At 70.2% G+C, this 18,204-nt stretch carries 15 protein-coding genes; 10 read left to right on the top strand and 5 right to left on the bottom strand.

Translation table 11 applies throughout. The annotated features are described in order from the left end of the window. The 9 genes from ABZ434_RS25110 to ABZ434_RS25070 all read left to right on the top strand — a co-directional run. A partial coding sequence (locus ABZ434_RS25110; RefSeq protein ID WP_359141016.1) for a peptidase C14 occupies positions 1–1,761 on the top strand: 1,761 nt, incomplete at its 5' end. Positions 1,762–1,794: 33 nt separating this feature from the next. After that, complete coding sequence (locus tag ABZ434_RS25105; RefSeq protein WP_359141013.1) at positions 1,795–3,051, top strand: Gfo/Idh/MocA family oxidoreductase; 1,257 nt, start codon at positions 1,795–1,797, stop codon at positions 3,049–3,051. 41 nt (positions 3,052–3,092) lie between these two features. Further along, complete coding sequence (locus ABZ434_RS25100) at positions 3,093–4,349, top strand: extracellular solute-binding protein (RefSeq protein WP_359141010.1); 1,257 nt, start codon at positions 3,093–3,095, stop codon at positions 4,347–4,349. Positions 4,350–4,437: 88 nt separating this feature from the next. Next, positions 4,438–5,343 (top strand): sugar ABC transporter permease, encoded by a 906-nt coding sequence (locus ABZ434_RS25095; RefSeq protein WP_359141008.1) that lies wholly within the window; start codon positions 4,438–4,440, stop codon positions 5,341–5,343. 131 nt (positions 5,344–5,474) lie between these two features. After that, entirely contained in the window at positions 5,475–6,293 is an 819-nt protein-coding gene (locus tag ABZ434_RS25090; RefSeq protein WP_359141027.1) for a carbohydrate ABC transporter permease, read from the top strand. Positions 6,294–6,299: 6 nt separating this feature from the next. Continuing rightward, positions 6,300–7,328, top strand: a complete 1,029-nt coding sequence (locus ABZ434_RS25085; protein ID WP_359141005.1) for an NAD-dependent epimerase/dehydratase family protein — start codon at positions 6,300–6,302, stop codon at positions 7,326–7,328. 8 nt (positions 7,329–7,336) lie between these two features. Next, a complete protein-coding gene (locus ABZ434_RS25080; RefSeq protein WP_359141003.1) occupies positions 7,337–8,392 on the top strand; it encodes a dihydrodipicolinate synthase family protein in 1,056 nt (351 codons plus the stop codon). After that, positions 8,376–9,401, top strand: a complete 1,026-nt coding sequence (locus ABZ434_RS25075) for a hydroxyacid dehydrogenase (protein ID WP_359141000.1) — start codon at positions 8,376–8,378, stop codon at positions 9,399–9,401. The genes ABZ434_RS25080 and ABZ434_RS25075 overlap by 17 nt, the downstream gene beginning before the upstream one ends. Before the next feature lie 45 nt (positions 9,402–9,446). Further along, on the top strand, positions 9,447–10,295 hold the full coding sequence (locus ABZ434_RS25070) for a fumarylacetoacetate hydrolase family protein (RefSeq protein ID WP_359140997.1): 849 nt from the start codon (positions 9,447–9,449) through the stop codon (positions 10,293–10,295). Positions 10,296–10,301: 6 nt separating this feature from the next. On the opposite strand, the gene ABZ434_RS25065 is transcribed toward ABZ434_RS25070, so the two are convergent. The 5 genes from ABZ434_RS25065 to ABZ434_RS25045 form a co-directional block, all read right to left on the bottom strand. Then, positions 10,302–12,002: an NAD(P)/FAD-dependent oxidoreductase gene (locus tag ABZ434_RS25065; protein ID WP_359140994.1), complete on the bottom strand. Its 1,701-nt coding sequence runs from the start codon at positions 12,000–12,002 to the stop codon at positions 10,302–10,304. A 50-nt stretch (positions 12,003–12,052) separates the two neighbouring features. After that, on the bottom strand, positions 12,053–12,850 hold the full coding sequence (locus tag ABZ434_RS25060; RefSeq protein WP_359140991.1) for a carbon-nitrogen hydrolase family protein: 798 nt from the start codon (positions 12,848–12,850) through the stop codon (positions 12,053–12,055). A 253-nt stretch (positions 12,851–13,103) separates the two neighbouring features. Further along, entirely contained in the window at positions 13,104–13,559 is a 456-nt protein-coding gene (locus ABZ434_RS25055) for an Lrp/AsnC family transcriptional regulator (protein WP_018103925.1), read from the bottom strand. Between the two features lie 158 nt (positions 13,560–13,717). After that, positions 13,718–15,175 (bottom strand): aldehyde dehydrogenase family protein, encoded by a 1,458-nt coding sequence (locus ABZ434_RS25050; RefSeq protein ID WP_359140988.1) that lies wholly within the window; start codon positions 15,173–15,175, stop codon positions 13,718–13,720. Positions 15,176–15,370: 195 nt separating this feature from the next. Further along, positions 15,371–16,837: a GuaB1 family IMP dehydrogenase-related protein gene (locus tag ABZ434_RS25045; RefSeq protein ID WP_359140985.1), complete on the bottom strand. Its 1,467-nt coding sequence runs from the start codon at positions 16,835–16,837 to the stop codon at positions 15,371–15,373. Between the two features lie 307 nt (positions 16,838–17,144). Between ABZ434_RS25045 and ABZ434_RS25040 the strand changes: the two genes are divergently transcribed. Next, a complete protein-coding gene (locus ABZ434_RS25040; RefSeq protein ID WP_359140982.1) occupies positions 17,145–18,167 on the top strand; it encodes a terpene cyclase in 1,023 nt (340 codons plus the stop codon). The last annotated feature ends 37 nt before the right edge of the window (positions 18,168–18,204 follow it).

Genomic DNA, 18,204 nt, shown 5'->3' with positions numbered 1-18,204 from the left:
GCCGACACCCCCGCCGACAACGCACTCGACGCCATGGTCAACGACCACAACGTCCACCGCATCGAAGCCCACACCGACCTCCACTTCACCCGACGCCACCTCTTCAACCGCTCGAACATCGAACTCGACTTCGGCGGCCACCACATCCACACCACCGGCATCGAGAAGAACACCCACGACAACCCCTTCGGCGCCGTCCTCTCCTTCCGCGGAACCGTCACCGACACCACCGTCAAGCACAGCCTGAGCGCGGCGATGCCGGACCTCTCGGACCTCTTCGAGGTCGGCGACGCGTCTAAGTTCGCCGTGGGCCAGTGGTGGGCCGTGGAGATCAACGCCCTGGCGGGGACGTACGAGAAGGAGATCCAGCGCCTGGTCCAGGTCACCGAGGTCGTCGACCCGGCGCACATCCGGGTCAACTACCAGATCGGCTGGGACCTGGCGGCCGGCCGCACCCTGGCCTGGACCCGGATCGAGCCCGTCGAACGCGCCCACGTCCGCAACATGGTCTTCGAGGGCTGGGGCGAGGACGAGATGACCGGCTCGCACCCGGTCGCCTACGAGTACGCGGTGCGCTGCGACGTCTCCGGCATCGAGGCCGTCGGCACGTTCTGGCCGGTCGTGATGCGCCGCTGGTGCACGTACTACCGGACCGAGCAGTGCTCGCTCACCAATCCGAAGTCCGTCACCTACGGCGGCGCGGGTTATCTCACCCAGCAGATCTACTGCCTGTACGGGCATGTGGAGGACTGTCACACCTCCAACGCCCGCCATCTCAACGACTTCACGGCATCGGCCTACTGCTATGTGACCAACTGCCACGGTGACGGTGACGACGAGGGACCGTTCGTCACCCACGGCCAGTTCGAGCACGACCTCGTCTACACCGGCAACTCCGGCCTGATGACCTTCGCCAACTCCGGTGCGGCCTGGGGCGGCAGGGCCAAGCGCATCACCGTACGGCGGCACGCCTGCTCCTGGTTCGTCGCCCGCGTCAAGATCACCGACCTGACGCTGGAGGACGTCCTGGTCATCGGCAAGAAGTCCCTCGCCGGCTCCGGGATGCTCTGGGTCAACGCGGACGGGGTGCAGATGCGGGGCTGTACGGCCACCGGTCCGCTGATCGTGTCCCGGGCCTCGGACCTCTCCGCCCGCCCCAACGTGATCGCCGACTCCTCGTTCGCCTTCGCGCCGGGCGCGGAGATCACCCAGGCCAACGTCGCTGTCCCGCTCACCCTCCAGCGCACCACGCTGAAGGGCGTCGACGGCGCGGTGTTCAACGGCACCGGGCCGCTCGTCCTCGACCAGTGCACCCTGACCGGTTCCAAGGACACCGCCCCGGTCTCGCTCGCGCACGGCGACATCACCGTGCTCGGCGGCGAACTCCGCGACACCGGACTGAAGCTGACCTCGGCGAAGGACCAGCGCCTGCGCATCGACGGCTCGCGGCTGCGCGGCACCAACAAGGACGCTGCCTTCCTGGCCCGTACCGGTTCCGGACGCACTGTCGACTGGCAGCTCAGCGGCCTCGACTCGGCCCCCGCCGAGGGCACCGCCCATGTGCTGCTCACCGACGGCGCCAACCGCTACCGGGCCACCGGCTGCACCTTCACGGGTGGCCGGCTCGAACTGCGGCCCGCGGCCTTCGGCGGCACCGGCCATCTGCTGCACACCGGCTGCGTCGAGGACGGCACCGAGCGCACCGCCCTGCCGGACGAGAGCGACCGCGTCGCCCACACCGCGGCCACGCTCCGCTTCTGACCACCACCCCTCACCGAGCACCAGGGATTCCCCGTGTCCACGCATACCCCGATCACCGGCCGGCCCGTACGGGTCGCCCTCGTCGGCGCCGGCAACCGCGGTCTGACGTACGCCGAGTGGATCAAGGCGCACCCCGAGCGCGCCGAACTCGTCGCCGTCGCCGACCCGCGCCCCGCCGCGCGGGCCGCCGCCGGTGCACCCGTCGAGTTCGACGACTGGCGGCCGCTCGTCGAGAACCGCATCGCGGACGCCGTGATCGTCGCCACCCAGGACCGCTTCCACGTGGAGCCGGTGCTGGCCCTGGCCGGGGCCGGCTACGCGATCCTCGCCGAGAAGCCCCTCGCCCCGACCGAGGAGGAGACCCGCCGGATCGTCGAGGGTGTTGAGCGGGCCGGGGTCCTGTTCGCGGTGTGCCACGTCATGCGCTACACCCCGTACACCGACCTGGTGAAGGAGGTCGTGGACTCCGGTGTGCTCGGGCAACTGGTCTCGATCGACCATCTCGAGCCGGTCGGCTGGTGGCACTACGCCCACAGCTACGTGCGCGGTCCGTGGCGCAGCGAGAAGGACTCCTCGCCGATGCTCCTCGCCAAGTCCTGTCACGACCTGGACTGGATCACGTATGTCATGGGCGGCCGGATCGAGCAGGTCACCGGCTTCGGAGGGCTGAAGCACTTCCGGCCCGAGAACGCCCCTGCCGGGTCGGCCGACCGCTGTCTCGACTGTGCGGTCGAGCCGGACTGCCCGTACAGCGCGCCGAAGCTGTACATGCCGACGCTGCGCGAGAAGGGCGCGGTCTGGCCGGTCACCCATGTGACGGACGCGGCCGACGAGGCCGGGCTCGTGCAGGCGCTGCGCGAGGGCCCGTACGGGGTCTGCGTGTACCGCTCGGACAACGACGTGGTCGACCACCAGGTGCTCGCGATGCAGCTGACGGGCGGGGTGACCGCGACCTTCCAGATGGTGGCGTTCACCGAGCAGACCCACCGGCAGACCCGGATCTTCGGTTCGCACGGCTGGCTCATCGGCGACGGCGAGCGGGTCACGGTGCAGGACTTCCGGACCGGTGAGTCGGCCGTGCACGAACTCGGCACGTCCGGCTCGAACGCCGCGGACGGGCACGGCGGCGGGGATGCCGCGCTCGTCGAGGCGTTCGTCACCGCCGTCGCCACCGGTGACGCCGGGGCTGTCCGTTCCGGCCCCGCCACCTCGCTGGGCAGCCATCTCGCGGCCTTCGCCGCCGAACGCGCCCGGCACACCGGAACCGTCCAGACGGTCCCGGCGCAGTGACTTCTTCCCGAACCACCCTCACGTCCTCGGAGGACCCCCTCATGTCCCGTCTTCTCACCCGTCGTTCCAGAGTCCGTGCCCTGGCCGCCCCCGTCGTGGCCACCGCGCTCGCCGCCGGTGTGCTGGCCGGCTGTTCCGGCAGCGGCGGCGACGACGGCACCGTCACCATGTGGACCTACCCGGTCATCTTCGACGAGGCCAAGAACAAGGCGTACTGGGACGGTCTGGTCAAGGCCTTCGAGAAGGAGCACGCGGGCGTCACGGTGAAGGTGGAGACCTTCCCGTGGGCCAACCGCGACACCGCACTCGCCACGGCCATCGCCTCGGGCAAGGGCCCGGACGCGGTCTACCTGATCCCGGACCAGCTGCCCAAGTACGCCAAGAGCATCGTCCCGGCCGACGACTACATGCCGGCCGGCGCCAAGTCCGACTACACGGACTTCGCCCTGAAGTCCGTCACCGTCGAGGGCAAGGCGCTCGCCACCCCGATCCTCACCAGTGCCAACCCGCTGATCTGCGACAAGCGCGTGTTCGCCGCCATCGGTGAGAAGACCTACCCGACGAGCTGGGCGGACCTGGAGGCACTGGCCCCGAAGCTGAAGAAGAAGGGCTACTACGCCACCAGCTACAGCGGCGACACCCAGCAGACGCTGAACATGACGTTCTACCCGCTGCTGTGGCAGGCCGGTGGCGACGTCTTCTCCGAGGACGGCAAGAACGTCACCTTCAACGACGCGGCCGGCGTCAGGGCACTGACGTACCTGAAGAAGCTGGTCGACGGCGGCTACACCGACAAGGACCTGGTCACGACCACGCCCAAGCTGGAACAGACCCCGACCGCCAAGGGCAGGGTCGCCTGCACCTGGCAGAACACCCCGGCGGACGTCGAGCCGTTCTGGGGCAAGGAGAACATCGTCGTCCAGCCGCCGCTCAAGGAGACCGCGTCGGTCGGCTACGGCACCGTTGGCGCGCTCTCGATGCTCAAGGGCGCGGACAAGAAGAACACCGGTGACTGGCTGAACTTCGTGGCCGAGTCGAAGAACGCGGCCGGCCTGCAGAAGGCCGCGGGCTTCTTCCCGGCCCGTAGGTCCGGCGGTGACCTGTACCCCGACGACGCACTCCAGACCGCCGTCGGCGCCACGCTGCCGAGCATGGACGTGGGCCCGCTCCAGGACAAGGCGCGTGAGGTCCAGGGCATGCTCGCGCCGGAGATCCAGGCGGCGCTGCTCGGCAAGAAGAGCCCGCAGGACGCGCTGGACGCGGCGCAGAAGGCCGCGCAGGCGATGCTCGGCCGCTGACCCGATGCGGGGCCGAGTCCGGCCCCGCATCCTCCTCGGGGCACTCCCCCGACCTTCCGCAATTCCCCCGTACCGCAAGGAGATCCCCGTGGCAGTCGTCGCGGAACCCACCCGCCGGGGCCGTCGCAGCGGGCCGCAGGCGCGCCGCGAGGCCCGGATCGGCCTGCTCTTCGTCCTTCCGTGTTTCCTGCTCTTCCTCGCCTTCCGGTTCGGCCCGGGCGTCGCCGGTGTGCTGATGAGCTTCACCGACTACTCCCTCACCGGTGGCGGCAGCTTCATCGGGTTCGACAACTTCACCCGCCTGTGGGACGACCCGTTGTTCTGGCAGGCGCTGAAGGTCACCGTCCTCTACACCGTGCTCGCCGTGCCGGGCACGCTCATCGCGTCGGTGTCCCTGGCGCTGATCACCCGCCGGGCGTTCCGCGGGGCCAAGTTCTTCCGCTCGGTGTTCTTCCTGCCGGTCGTCACCTCGCTGGTGCTGGCCGCGACGGTCTTCGTGTGGATCTTCTCGACCGGCGGCCCGTGGTCCACCCTGATGGGCTGGTTCGGGATGTCCGAGGGCTCCTGGCTCTCCGACGACGTGCTGGTGCTGCCCGCGCTCGCGATCGTCGGCGTCTGGTCCCGCTTCGGGTACGGCATGCTCATCCTCCTCGCCCGGATGCAGGACATCCCGCGGGAACTGGAGGAGGCGGCCCTCACCGACGGGGCGGGGCCCTGGCAGCGGTTCCGGTACATCGTGCTGCCGCAGCTCAAGCCCGCGCTGTTCTTCCTCGCGGTCATCGAGACGACTGCCTCCTTCCAGGTCTTCGACGCCGTCTACACGATGACCGGCGGCGGACCCGCCAACGCCAGTTACACGCTCGTCTTCCAGCTCTACGACGCGGGCTTCAAGTACTTCGACCTGGGCTACGCCTCCGCCATCGGTGTCGCGCTCTTCGTGCTGACCGTGGTGGTCGCGGTGATCCAGCGGCTCGTGATCGGGAAGGACCAGTGACCATGACCGCAGCACCCACGGAGACGAAGGCCCCGCCCGCCGGCCGGACGCCCGCACCTCAGGACCGGGCCGTGCGCCGGGCCGAACGCAAGCTGCGCAAACTCTCCGAGCAGGACACCGTCCCGTACGGAATGCGCCCGACCCGAGCCGGCCGGATCGCCCGCGGCGTCTTGCTGACCGTCGCCGCGCTCGTCACGGTCTTCCCGTTCTACGCGATGGTCGTGCTCTCCCTGAAGCCGTCCGCGGCGGTCGACTTCCCCGGCAGTCTGCTGCCGTGGCCGCTGACCGGCGAGGCGTACGACACCGTCATGGGCGCCCAGGACGTGCCGCGCTGGCTGCTGAACACGCTGGTCTACTCGGTCGTCTCGGTCGTCGGTGTGCTGTTGCTCGCCTCCCTCGCCGGGTACGCCTTCGCCAAGAAGCGCTTCCCGGGCCGGGAGACGATGTTCTGGTCGTTCCTGTCGATGGTGATGGTCCCGTACCACGTCACCATGATCCCGACGTTCGCGATGATCGCGAAGCTGGGCGGCGTGGACACGTACTGGGGCCTGATCGTGCCGACGCTGGCCAACGCCCAGGCGGTGTTCCTGATGCGTCAGTTCATCCAGGGGCTGCCGGACGAGCTCTTCGAGGCGGCCCGGCTCGACGGCTGCAGCGAGTGGGCCATCTTCTACCGGATCGTGCTGCCCCTCCTGAAGCCGATCCTCGCCACGCTCGGCGTGTTCGTCTTCCTGTGGCACTGGAACGACTTCCTGTGGCCGTTGGTCATCGGCCAGTCGACGGACATGCGCACCCTGACCGTCGGCATCGCCTCGCTCCAGCAGCAGAACGTGCCGCTCAACGTGGTGCTGTCCGGCTCCGTCATCGCGTTCGTGCCCATCTTCGCCGCGTACATGGTGGGCCAGCGCTACTTCACCGAGGGCGTCACCGCGTCCGGAATCAAGGGATAGCCACACATGTTCACCGATGAGGCCGCACTCGAAGAGCGGCTCGCCACCCCCTCGCCCGCGCTCGTCGACGATCTCACCCGTCTCGAAGGCGATCTGCTGGTGCTCGGCGCGGGCGGCAAGATGGGACCCAGCCTGTGCAGGCTGGCGCGCCGGGCGCTGGACGCCGCGGATCGCACGGACGTGACGGTGTACGCGGTCTCCCGCTGGTCCGACAAGTCCGCCGCCGAGGAGCTGGAGGCGGACGGGGTCCGTACGGTCGCCTTCGACCTGATGGACCCGGCAGCCGATCTGGCCGGGCTGCCCGAGGCCGGGAACGTCGTCTTCATGGTCGGCGCCAAGTTCGGTTCCGCCGGGGCGCCTTCACACGCCTGGGCGGTGAACGCCGCGATGCCGGACCGGGTGGCCGGCCGCTGGCCGGAGGCGCGGATCGCCGCGTTCTCCACCGGCAACGTCTACCCCCTGGTGCCCGTGGCCTCCGGCGGCTGCACCGAGAGCGACCCGGTCGGACCGGTCGGCGAGTACGCGATGTCGTGCCTCGGCCGGGAGCGGATCTTCGCTCACGCGGCGCTGACCCGTGGCACCAGGGTCGCCAACATCCGGCTCAACTACGCGGTCGACCTCCGCTACGGCGTCCTCGCGGACATCGGCCACCGCGTCCGGGCGGGCGAACCCGTCGACGTGACGACCGGCCATGCCAACGTGGTGTGGCAGGGGTACGCCAACGAGGTCGCCCTGCGCTCGCTGCTGCATGCCACCGACGGCGAGGCGTTCACCCTCAACCTCACCGGCCCGGAGACCGCGTCGGTGCGCCGCATCGCGCAGTGGTTCGGCGAGGAGTTCGACAAGGAGCCGGTCCTCGCCGGCCAGGAGGCGCCCACCGCACTGCTCTCCGACGCGAGCCGCTGCCACGCCCTGTTCGGCTACCCGGACGTCGCGCTGCGCACCCTCGTCGAGTGGCAGGCCGACTGGCTGCGCCGCGGGCTGCCGCTGTCCGGCAAACCCACCAAGTTCCAGGTACGTGACGGAAGGTTCTGATCCACGCCATGTCCACTCCCTCCCACCTGTCCACGCCCGCGCTGGAGCTGCTGGCCCACGGCGCGGCGATCCCCGCCCATCCCCTCGCGCTGCACGCGGACGGCACGTTCGACGAGCGCAGGCAGCGCGCCCTGACCCGGTACTACCTCGCCTCGGGCGCGGGCGGCGTGGCCGTCGCCGTGCACACCACCCAGTTCGAGATCCGCGAGCGGGAGGTGGGCCTCTTCCGGCCCGTACTGGAGCTCGCCGCCGAGACCATCGACGCCGAGGCCGGCCGGCCGTTCGTGAAGGTGGCCGGCGCCTGCGGGTACACCGCCCAGGCCGTCGCCGAGGCCGAGACCGCCGCCGCGCTCGGCTACGACGCGGTGCTGCTCAGCCCGGCCGTGCCCGGAGCGGACGAGAAGGGGCTGCTGGAGCGGGCGCGGGCGGTCGGCGAGGTGCTGCCGGTGATCGGCTTCTACCTCCAGGAGGCCGTCGGCGGACGGTACTTGTCGCCCGGCTTCTGGTCGGCGTTCACCGACCTGCCGCACACCGTCGCCGTGAAGGTCGCCCCGTTCGACCGGTACCGCACCGCCGACGTCGTGCGGGCGGTGGCCGCCGCGGACCGCGCCGACGAGGTGGCGCTGTACACCGGCAACGACGACGACATCATCGGCGACCTGCTCACCCCGTACGAGACCTCCGCCGGCACCCCGCGCTGGTTCGCGGGCGGGCTGCTCGGGCAGTGGGCGGTGTGGACGGGTCCGGCCGTGACCCTGCTCGACGACGTCCGCCGGGCCCGCGCGGGCGACCACGCGGCGATGGTCCGCTGTCTGGCCCGCCGCTCCGAGCTCACCGATGCCAACAGCGCGGTCTTCGACGTGCGGGGGGCCTTCCGCGGCTGCATCGCAGGCGTCCACGAAGTGCTGCGCCGCCAGGGGCTGCTGGCGAACATCCGCTGCCTGGACCCGGCCGAGACGCTCTCCCCCGGACAGGCCGACGAGATCACCCGGGTGGCCGAGTCCTACCCTTGGCTGACCGATGACGCCTTCGTTGCGGAGCACCTCGATGCCTGGCTCTCCTGACCCCGCCGACCGCCCCTGCCGGGTCGTCGTCGCCGTACCGCCGGGCCTGCGTGCCCAGTTCTTCACCGCCGAGGTGTGGCAGGAGCTGGAGCGTGCGGCCGAACTCACCGTGATCGACGAGCACTCCGACCGGGAGGCGGTGGCGGCCGCCCTGCCCGGCGCCCGTGCACTGATCACCTCCTGGCGGGCGCCGAAGGTGGACGCCGGACTGCTGGCCCACGCGGACCGGCTGGAGCTGGTGGCGCACACCGGGTCGGCGGTCGCTCCCTATGTCACCGAGGACGTGTTCCGGCGCGGCATCCTGGTCACCCAGGCCGGTGACGAGATGGCCCGCCCCGTCGCCGAGGTGGCGCTCGCCTTCACGCTGTCGCTGCTCCACCGCATCCAGCGCTTCGACCATGCGCTGCGCGCCGGGGTGGAGTGGGCGGCGGCGAGCGAGGCGCCGCCGCGCCACGAGATCCACGGCAGCGACATCGGCGTGATCGGCGCCTCCCGCACCGGACGCGCGTACATCCGGCTGGTGCAGGCGATGGGGGCGAGGGTCGGCGTCACCGACCCGTTCCTGTCCGAGGACGAGGCCAGGGCCCTCGGCGTGACCCCCCTGCCGCTGGAGGCGCTGCTCTCGCGCAGCCGGATCGTGGCGGTGCACGCCCCGGTCACCGAGGAGACCCACCGGATGATCGGCGCCGCGGAGCTCGCGCTGATGCCGGACGGCGCCGGCCTGGTGAACACCGCCCGGTCGTGGCTGGTCGACGAGGAAGCGCTCCTGGCCGAGCTGGCCACGGGCCGGCTGGACGCGGCGATCGACGTCTTCGACGCCGAGCCGCTGCCCAGGGACCACCCCTTGCGCGCCCTGCCGAACGTCCTCCTCACCCCGCACCAGGCTGCCGGCAGCGTCGAGTGCCGGCAGCGGCTGGGTCTCAGCGCCGTCAACGAGGTGCTGAGGCTGCTGGCCGGACGCCCCCCGGTCCACGCGGTCACCGCCGACGCCCTCACCCGCCTGCACTGAACCCCGAAGACCCCGTACCCGTACCCGTCAGGAGATCTCACCACCATGCGACTGATGCGCATCGGCGAGCCGGGCCACGAGCGCCCGGTCGCCGTCTGCCCCGAGGGCCGCCACTACGACCTCTCCGGCATCACCGACGACATCGACGGTGCCTTCCTGGCCGCGCTGGCCGACAAGCCGCACCTGATCCCCGCCGAGCCGAAGCTCCCCGAGACCGACATCACCGGACAGCGCATCGGTGCTCCGGTGGCCCGGCCGTCCGCGCTCCTGTGCATCGGGCAGAACTACGCGGCCCACGCGGCGGAGTCCGGTTCCGAGCCGCCCGCGCAGCCGATCCTCTTCTACAAGTCGCCGAACACGGTGGTCGGTCCGTACGACGACGTCCTCATCCCGCGCGGCTCCAGGAAGACCGACTGGGAGGTGGAGCTGGCCGTCGTGATCGGCCGCCGCACCTCCTACCTGGACTCCCCCGCCGACGCCGCGGCCCACATCGCGGGCTACGCGGTCAGCAACGACGTCTCCGAGCGCGCCTTCCAGCTGGAGGAGTCGGGAGGCCAGTGGTCGAAGGGCAAGAGCTGCGCCACCTTCAACCCGCTGGGCCCGGTGCTGCTGACAGCCGACGAGGCGGGCGATCCGCAGCAGTTGCGGCTGCGCAGCTTCGTCAACGGCGAGCCCCGCCAGGACTCCTCCACCGCGGACATGATCTTCAGCGTGGCGCATCTGGTGCACCATCTGTCGCAGTACCTCGTGCTGGAGCCGGGCGACGTCATCAATACCGGTACGCCACAGGGCGTGGCCCTGTCCGGACGCTTCCCGTACCTGGGTCCGGGCGATGTGATGGAGGTCGAGATCTCGGGCCTGGGCCGGCAGCGCAGCGTCTGCCGCCCCGCGTAACGCGTCTCAGTCCTCCGGGAGTTCGACCGGGGCGATCTCGTCGAAGAGGTCGCCGGGCCCGGGGTTGGTGCCGTCGGTCGCACCACCGAACTGGGTCATCACGCCCCAGACGGCGTTGAGTGCGGTCTGCACGGCGCCCTCGGCCCACCCGGCCGTCCAGGAGATGTCGTCACCGGCCAGGAACAGTCCTCGCTTGTCGGCCGGCAGCCTGTCCTGCATGAAATGGGTGAACAGCCGCCGCTGGTAGCGGTAGTGGCCCGGCAGATTCGCCTTGAACGCGCCCATGAAGTACGGCTCGTTCTCCCAGGAGACGGTCACCGGATTGCCCGTGATGTGCCCTCGGATGTCCACGTTCGGATAGATCTCGCCGAGCGACTTCAGCATGACGTCCATGCGCTCCGTCGCGGACAGCGGAAGCCACTTCAGGCTGTCGTCGCACCAGGTGTACGAGAGGCAGATGCTGGCCGGCCGGTCCGGGCCGTCGTCGAGGAGGTACGTCCCCCGGGTCATCCGGTCGGTGAGCGTCATCGACATGGTGTCGCGCCCGGTGGTCTCGTCCTTGTCCAGCCAGAACGGGCGGTCGACGGGGACGAAGAGCTTGGACGACTCCATGTAGTGGGTGCGCTCCATCGCCGTCCAGTGGTCGATCGGGAAGAGCGCGTCGTCGCAGGCGATCTTGGAGAGCAGCAGCCAGGACTGGCCGGTGAAGACGGCGGCCCGGAAGGTGCGGATGTCGCCTGTGGCGTCGGTGACGGTGATCCGGTTGCCGGCGGTGCGGTGCAGGCGGGTCACGGCGCCGCGCGGCTCGCCCTCGTGGAGCGAGGCCAGCGAGGTGCCGAGCGGCCAGTGGACGATCTTCTGCGGTTCGCGTTCCCACAGGCGCAGCGGAAGCTGCTGGCTGCCCCCGACGATGGAGCGGTGGTGGTCGTCCGCCTCGGTGTAGACGACGCGGAGGATCTCCAGGATGGAGTTGGGGAAGTCCGTGTCCCAGCCGCCGGTGCCGAACCCGACCTGCCCGAAGATCTCGCGGTGGCGGAAGGACTTGAAGGCGTCGGAGTCGCAGAGGAAGCCGTAGAAGGTCTGGTTGTCGAGCTTCTCGACGAGCCTGGCCCAGATCTCCCGGATCCGCGGCACGTCGCGCTCGCGCATCGCCCGGTTCATGTCGGTGAAGTCGGCGCCCTCCTCCAGACAGGCGTTCCACGCGTCCATCACGTCGCGGTAGACCTGCGGCAGGTCGTCGATGGTCCGGGCGTAGTGCGACTCGCCCTTCAGGTCGACGACGGTCGAGGGGGTGACCGGGGAGAGCGGGTTCGGGAACGGCTTGGTCTCCAGTCCGACCAGGTCGATGTAGTGCTGGAGTGCCGTGGACGACGGCGGGAAGCGCATCGCGCCCATCTCGGCGGTCAGCGGTTCGCCGTCCGTGGTGCAGCCGTCGAACTCGACGGTGCGCAGCCGCCCGCCGATGCGGTCCGCCTCGTAGACGACGGGCCTGAGGCCCATCTTCATCAGCTCGTAGGCGGCGACGATGCCGGAGAGCCCGCCGCCGATGACGGCCACCTCGCTGCCGTGCTCGGTCGCGGGTATCTGCCCGATGCCGGCGGGGTGCGCGAGGAAGTCGTCGTAGGCGTAGGGGAAGTCCGGCCCGAACATGGTGATCGGCGGGGCTGCGTCGGTGTGCGGGACGGCCGGGGGCACCGTGGACGTCATGGGGTACGGACTCCTTGCGGGAAAACGGGCGGGTGAACGGGGCGGTGTGCTCAGACGAGGGAGCCGTACAGTCCGGGGCGGCGGTCGCGGAGATAGGGGTTGCCCGCCCGGGAGGCGGCCAGGAGGCCGGGGTCGACATCGCCGATGAGGAGTTCCTCGCCGCGCCCCGCGCGGGCGCGAGTCGTGCCGTCGGGGCCGGCGAGTCCGCTCAGTCCGACGAACTCGAAGGGGCCCTCGACGCCGGTCCGGTTGGCGTAGGCGACGTACAACTGGTTCTCGAAGGCCCGGACCGGGACGACGGACTCCGCGACGAACGGGAAGGGGTGCATCAGCGCGGTGGGAACCAGCAGCAGATCGGTGCCGGCCAGGGCGTGGGCCCGTACGTTCTCCGGGAACTCGACGTCGTAGCAGATCAGGAGCCCGAGGCGGACGCCGTCGAGCTCGGCCTGGACGACGGGCCGGTCACCCGGGGTGAACCACCGCTCCTCGAAGTCGCCGAAGAGGTGGGTCTTGCGGTAGTTGGCGAGCGCGGTCCCGTGGGGCCCGATCAGCTGTGCGGCGTTGTACAGGGCGTCGCCGTCACGCTCGGGGTAGCCGTAGTGGACGGCGATCCCGTGCCGACGGGCTATCTCGGCGACGGCCCGGGCGGCGGGTCCGTCCGCGGCCTCGGCAAGCCGGGGGACGTCGTCCCCGATCGCGTACCCGGTCAGGAACATCTCGGGACAGACGAGCAGCCGCGCACCGGCCGCCGCGGCGCGCGCGGCGGCGCTCTCCAGCACCTCGAGGTTCCGCGCCACCGAGCCCGGACATCCGGAACTCTGGAGCAGGGCGGTGCGCAACGGCGGCATGGCTGACCTCGGACGATGTGGCGGGGCGGGGACGTATCGACGGTACGTTCCGCCGTTCGCCCCGGACAAGGCGCGAGCGTTGCGCACCGACCGTCGATCCGTTGCGTCGGATCACCCGGTCGCGGCGATTCATTGCACCAGGTGGGCAGATCCGGCCCGGCCGGCGTGTGAGGACGCAACCGTCGCCGGAGAACCGTGCTGCCGTCGCGTCACCGGCCGGCGGTCCTGCCCCGCTGTACGGACAGCCGCGCCGCTACCCCGGGGACCCCGACGAGTACCGCCGCAGCAGCGGCGAGAGCACCAGCACGGACTTCGTCCGCTCGACGTACGGCTCGCCCGCGATCCGTTCCAGCACCTGCTCGAAGTGGCGCATGTCCGCGGCGAACACCTGGACGAGCGCGTCCGCGTCCCCCGTCACCGTGGACGCCGAGGCGACCTCGGGATACCGGGCGAGCCCCTGCTTGATGGACTCCGGTGAGGTGTTGCGGCTGCAGTAGATCTCGATGTACCCCTCGGTCTCCCAGCCGAGCGCCGCCGGGTCCACCCGCACGGTGAATCCCGTGATCGCCCCCTCGGCCCGCAGCCGGTCCACCCGGCGTTTCACCGCGGGTGCGGACAGCCCGATGATCGAGCCGATGTCGGCGTAGGAGCGGCGGGCATCTTCGGCGAGGGCGTGGACGATGCGTTCGTCGAGGTCGTTCAGTCGCACGTCGTACGGGTCACTTCTCTGCGATGGCGAGGCCTTGGCGGGGCCGGGCACGGCTGTTCCGGGAGCGGCGGTGCCGCCCCCGGAAGTAGACCATGTGCCCGCCCCCAGGGGCGCGCTCAGCGCAGGTGGCGCCGGGTCGGACGAAGGTCGGGACGGGATCAGAAGGGGAACTGCGAGCGACCGTGCTGCACCGAGATCCACTTCTGGGTGGTGAAGGCCTCCAGCATGGAGTCGCCGTTCAGCCGCCCGAGCCCGGAGTTCTTCTCGCCGCCGAAGGGGACGATGGGCTCGTCGTGGACCGTACCGTCGTTGATGTGGATCATGCCGGTACGGATGCGCTGCCCGACCCGCACGCCGCGCTCGATGTTGCCGGTGTGCACGGCGCCGCTCAGCCCGTACGGGGTGTCGTTGGCGATCCGGACCGCCTCGTCCTCGCCGTCGAACGGTATGAGAAGGGCGACCGGGCCGAAGATCTCCTGGGAGAGCACGGGGGAATCGGCCGCCAGGCCGGTGAGCACGGAAGGGCTGACGACGTTCCCGTCGGCCCGTCCGTGCAGCAGCGCCGTCGCGCCGTCCTCCACGGTCTGGTCGACGAGTGCGGAGATGGCCTCGGCCTGGGTCGAGTTGATCAGCGGGCCGATCTGGGTCGCCGGGTCGGCCGGGTCGCCGACCCGCAGCGAGGCGACCTTCGCGACGAACTTCTCGGTGAACTCCTGCTCCACCGCGCGGTCGACGAGGATCCGGTTGGCGGCCATGCAGACCTGCCCCTGGTGCACGTACCGGCTGAAGACCGCCGCGTCGACCGCGTAGTCCACGTCGGCGTCGTCGAGCACGATCAGCGCGCTGTTGCCGCCGAGTTCGAGCACGGAGCGCTTGAGATTCGCCGCGCACACCGTCGCCACGTGCCGGCCGACCTTGTCGGAGCCGGTGAAGGAGATGACCTGCGGTACGGGGTGTTCCAGCAGTGCGTCACCGATCTCCGCGATGTCGGTGACGACCACGTTCAGCAGACCGGCCGGCAGCCCGGCCTCCTCGAACACCTTGGCCACCAGCGTGCCGCCGCAGACAGGAGTGTTCTGGTGCGGCTTCAGCACCACGGCGTTGCCCAGTGCCAGGGCCGGGGCCACGGACTTGAGGGACAGCAGGAAGGGGAAGTTGAAGGGGCTGATGACCCCGACCACGCCGACCGGCACCCGGTAGACGCGGTTCTCCTTGCCCGGGGTCGGTGAGGGCAGGATCTGCCCGGTGGACCCCAGCGCGAGCCTGCTCGCCTCGCGCAGGAACTCCTTGGCCAGGTGCAGCTCGAACGCCGCCTTCAGCCGGGTGCCGCCGAGCTCGGCGACGATCGCGTCACCGATCTCCTCCTCGCGCTCCTCGACGATGCGCAGGGCCTTCTCCAGCACCGCCCGCCTGGCGTACGGATTGGTGTCCGCCCACGCCTGCTGGGCGGTCTCGGCCGCGCGATAGGCCTGGTCCACCTCGTCGGCCGTGGCGACCGTGATGGAGGCGAGCTTCTCCCCGTCGAACGGGTTGAAGTCGATGATGTCCCAGGAACCCTTGCCCGGCCTCCACTCTCCGTCGATGTACTGATGGGCCAGGTCGGTGAAGAAGGACATGAGATCCCTTACCGCAGAGTGGCGGGCAGCTGAGTGGGATTCATATTACTTATTTTTCAACAGAGTTGGTACGGATCTCGGCCCGCTCCGGGCACCCCCTCCGGCCATGCCGCGGGCCCTGGGCGCCCGGAAGACACCCGTGCCCCCGCCGGCGTGAAGAGCCGGCGGGGGCACGGTCGGTGCGCGCGGGAGGGATCAGCTCCAGCTGGCGTGCAGCGGCTTGCCTTCCGCGTATCCGGCGGCGCTCTGCACTCCCACGACGGCCTTCTCCGCGAACTCCGCGAGGGAGCCCGCACCGGCGTACGTGCAGGAGGAACGGACGCCCGCGATGATCGAGTCCACCAGGTCCTCGACGCCGGGGCGGGACGGGTCCAGGAACATCCGCGAGGTGGAGATCCCCTCCTCGAAGAGCGCCTTGCGGGCCCGGTCGTACGCCGACTCGTCGGACGTACGGTTCTTCACGGCGCGCGCGGATGCCATACCGAAGGACTCCTTGTAGAAGCGCCCGTCGGCGGACTGCTGGAGGTCGCCGGGCGACTCGTAGGTCCCGGCGAACCAGGAGCCGATCATCACGTTGGAGGCACCGGCGGCGAGCGCCATGGCCACGTCGCGCGGGTGACGGACGCCGCCGTCGGCCCAGACGTGCTTGCCGTACTTCTTCGCCTCGGCGGCGCACTCGAGGACGGCGGAGAACTGGGGCCGGCCGACACCGGTCATCATCCGGGTCGTGCACATGGCGCCGGGTCCGACACCGACCTTGATGATGTCCGCGCCCGCCTCGATGAGGTCGCGCACGCCCTCGGCGGCGACGATGTTGCCGGCGACGATCGGCACCTGCGGATCCAGCGCCCGGACGGCGCGCACCGCACTGATCATGGACTCCTGGTGGCCGTGCGCGGTGTCGACGACGAGGGTGTCGGCGCCGGCGTCGAGCAGCTGCTTGGCCTTGCCCGCCACGTCACCGTTGATCCCGACGGCGGCCGCGATCCGCAGCCGGCCCGTCGCGTCGGTGGCGGGCGTGTAGAGCGTGGCGCGCAGTGCGGCCTTACGGGTGAGGATGCCGACGAGCCGGCCGTCCGCGTCCACCGCGGGGGCGAGCTTGCGGTTTGCGCCGTCGAGCTTGTTGAAGGCGTCGCGCGGGTCGATGTCCGCGTCCAGCAGCACCAGGTCCTTCGACATGACCTCGGAGAGCTGGGTGAAGCGGTCGACACCGGTCAGGTCGTGGTCGGTGACCACGCCGACGGGGCGCCCGTCGCCGTCGACGACGACCCCGGCGCCATGGGCGCGCTTGGGCAGCAGGGACAAGGCGTCGGCGACCGTCTGGCCGGGGGCCAGCACGATGGGGGTGTCCAGCACGAGGTGACGCGTTTTCACCCAGCTGATGACCTCGGTGACGACCTCGATCGGGATGTCCTGCGGGATGACGACGAGCCCACCGCGACGGGCGATGGTTTCGGCCATCCGGCGGCCCGCGATGGCCGTCATGTTCGCGACGACGAGCGGGATGGTGGTGCCGGTGCCGTCGGGCGAGGACAGGTCGACCCCCTGGCGGGATCCGACCGCCGACCTGCCCGGAACCATGAAGACATCGTCGTACGTGAGGTCGTACGGGACGGAGGGGGACTCTGTGTATCGACCGGTGCCGGGCTCAAGAAAACGCATAACACTCATTTTTTCATACGAAATGGCGCAGGTCGTTTCCACGAAGACACAGCAAATGACTCCCGCCTTCGTATGTTCCTCCGAGGAACAAGAGCGGGAGTCCCGGGCAAGTGGAACCTGCCTTACCCACAGACCCTACCCGAGGGGAGCCGGGATCATTCGTGATCACCTTCCCTGGACCTGGTGACTTGGGGTCAGGTAGCTTCAAACGCGCAGGTCCCGCGGGGCACCCGACACCCCGGAGCATCAAGGCGGCGCTGTCACAACTCCCGCCTCAAACAAGACCGGAGAGGATGACGACCCGCCCGTGGAGAGCGAACTGCCGGACATCTACTGCCCGTTCCCCCAGCGGACGAACCCGCATGTCGGGCACGTACGGGAACATCTCGACAGCTGGACCCGCAACACCGGCCTGGTGCACCGGGATTCAGCCAGAGCCCGCTTCGAGCAGGCGGACTTCGGGGCCTTCGTCGGCATGGTCTACCCGACCGCCGACAGCGAGAATCTGGACCTCGTCGCCGACTGGTTCGTCTGGCTGTTTCTCGTCGACGACCAGCTGGACGACGGACACCTGGGCCGCAGTCCGGACCGCGTACGGGACGTCGTCGCCCTGATGCAGTCCGTGGTCGAGGGCACCGGCACGGGCCCCCTGGCGAACGAGCGGCTGCCGGCCGCGGTCGTCGCCCTCGTGGACCTGTGGGAACGCACGACACCGGCAGCGGCGGCTCACTGGCGGCGGCGTTTCGCCTGGCATCTGATCACCTACCTCACGACGGCCACCACCTGGGAGGCCGGGAACCGCGCGGACGGCGTGGTCCCGGCCGAGGCCACGTACATCGAGAAGCGTCGCCACACCGGCGCGATACACGTCTGCATGGACCTGATAGAGATCGTGGCCGGTATCGAGGCGCCGGAGTCGATCCACAACGACGCACGCTTCATCACCGCGCTGGAAGCCTCGTGCAATGTCGTGTGCTGGGCGAACGACGTGTACTCGTACGAGAAGGAGCAGGTGCTCGGAGAGATCCACAATCTCGTCCACCTCGTCCGGCACCACCGTGGCCTGGGCAAACAGCAGGCCCTGGAACTCGTCTGCGCGGAGATCGCCACGGAGACCGAGCGCTTCCTGACCGCGGAGGCGGAGCTGCTGGCCGCCTACCCGCAGCTCGCCCGGATGCTGGAGCCGTACCTGGACGGGATGCGGAGCTGGATGCGCGGGAACCTCGACTGGTCCCGGCAGACACCGCGCTACAACCCGGCCGACGTCAGTCAGTACAAGGAGCCGGAGCAGTATCTGGAGTCGACCGTCCTGGGCGTCGGGCAGGACTGAGCCGGATACGGCGGACCATCACGGGAGAGGGCGGGCG

Source organism: Streptomyces sp. NPDC005761 (assembly GCF_040630635.1).
Lineage (GTDB): Bacteria > Actinomycetota > Actinomycetes > Streptomycetales > Streptomycetaceae > Streptomyces.
Note: the sequence above shows the minus strand (reverse complement) of the source record. Positions and strands in the feature narration are given on the sequence as shown.

What these genes read in the sequence shown, in the direction of transcription:
- ABZ434_RS25100 (WP_359141010.1), top strand. Translation starts at nt 3,093, where the DNA reads ATGTCCCGTCTTCTCACCCGTCGTTCCAGAGTCCGTGCCCTGGCCGCC.
- ABZ434_RS25090 (WP_359141027.1), top strand. Translation starts at nt 5,475, where the DNA reads ATGCGCCCGACCCGAGCCGGCCGGATCGCCCGCGGCGTCTTGCTGACC.
- ABZ434_RS25085 (WP_359141005.1), top strand. Translation starts at nt 6,300, where the DNA reads ATGTTCACCGATGAGGCCGCACTCGAAGAGCGGCTCGCCACCCCCTCG.
- ABZ434_RS25080 (WP_359141003.1), top strand. Translation starts at nt 7,337, where the DNA reads ATGTCCACTCCCTCCCACCTGTCCACGCCCGCGCTGGAGCTGCTGGCC.
- ABZ434_RS25075 (WP_359141000.1), top strand. Translation starts at nt 8,376, where the DNA reads ATGCCTGGCTCTCCTGACCCCGCCGACCGCCCCTGCCGGGTCGTCGTC.
- ABZ434_RS25070 (WP_359140997.1), top strand. Translation starts at nt 9,447, where the DNA reads ATGCGACTGATGCGCATCGGCGAGCCGGGCCACGAGCGCCCGGTCGCC.
- ABZ434_RS25065 (WP_359140994.1), bottom strand. Translation starts at nt 12,002, where the DNA reads ATGACGTCCACGGTGCCCCCGGCCGTCCCGCACACCGACGCAGCCCCG.
- ABZ434_RS25060 (WP_359140991.1), bottom strand. Translation starts at nt 12,850, where the DNA reads ATGCCGCCGTTGCGCACCGCCCTGCTCCAGAGTTCCGGATGTCCGGGC.
- ABZ434_RS25050 (WP_359140988.1), bottom strand. Translation starts at nt 15,175, where the DNA reads ATGTCCTTCTTCACCGACCTGGCCCATCAGTACATCGACGGAGAGTGG.
- ABZ434_RS25045 (WP_359140985.1), bottom strand. Translation starts at nt 16,837, where the DNA reads ATGCGTTTTCTTGAGCCCGGCACCGGTCGATACACAGAGTCCCCCTCC.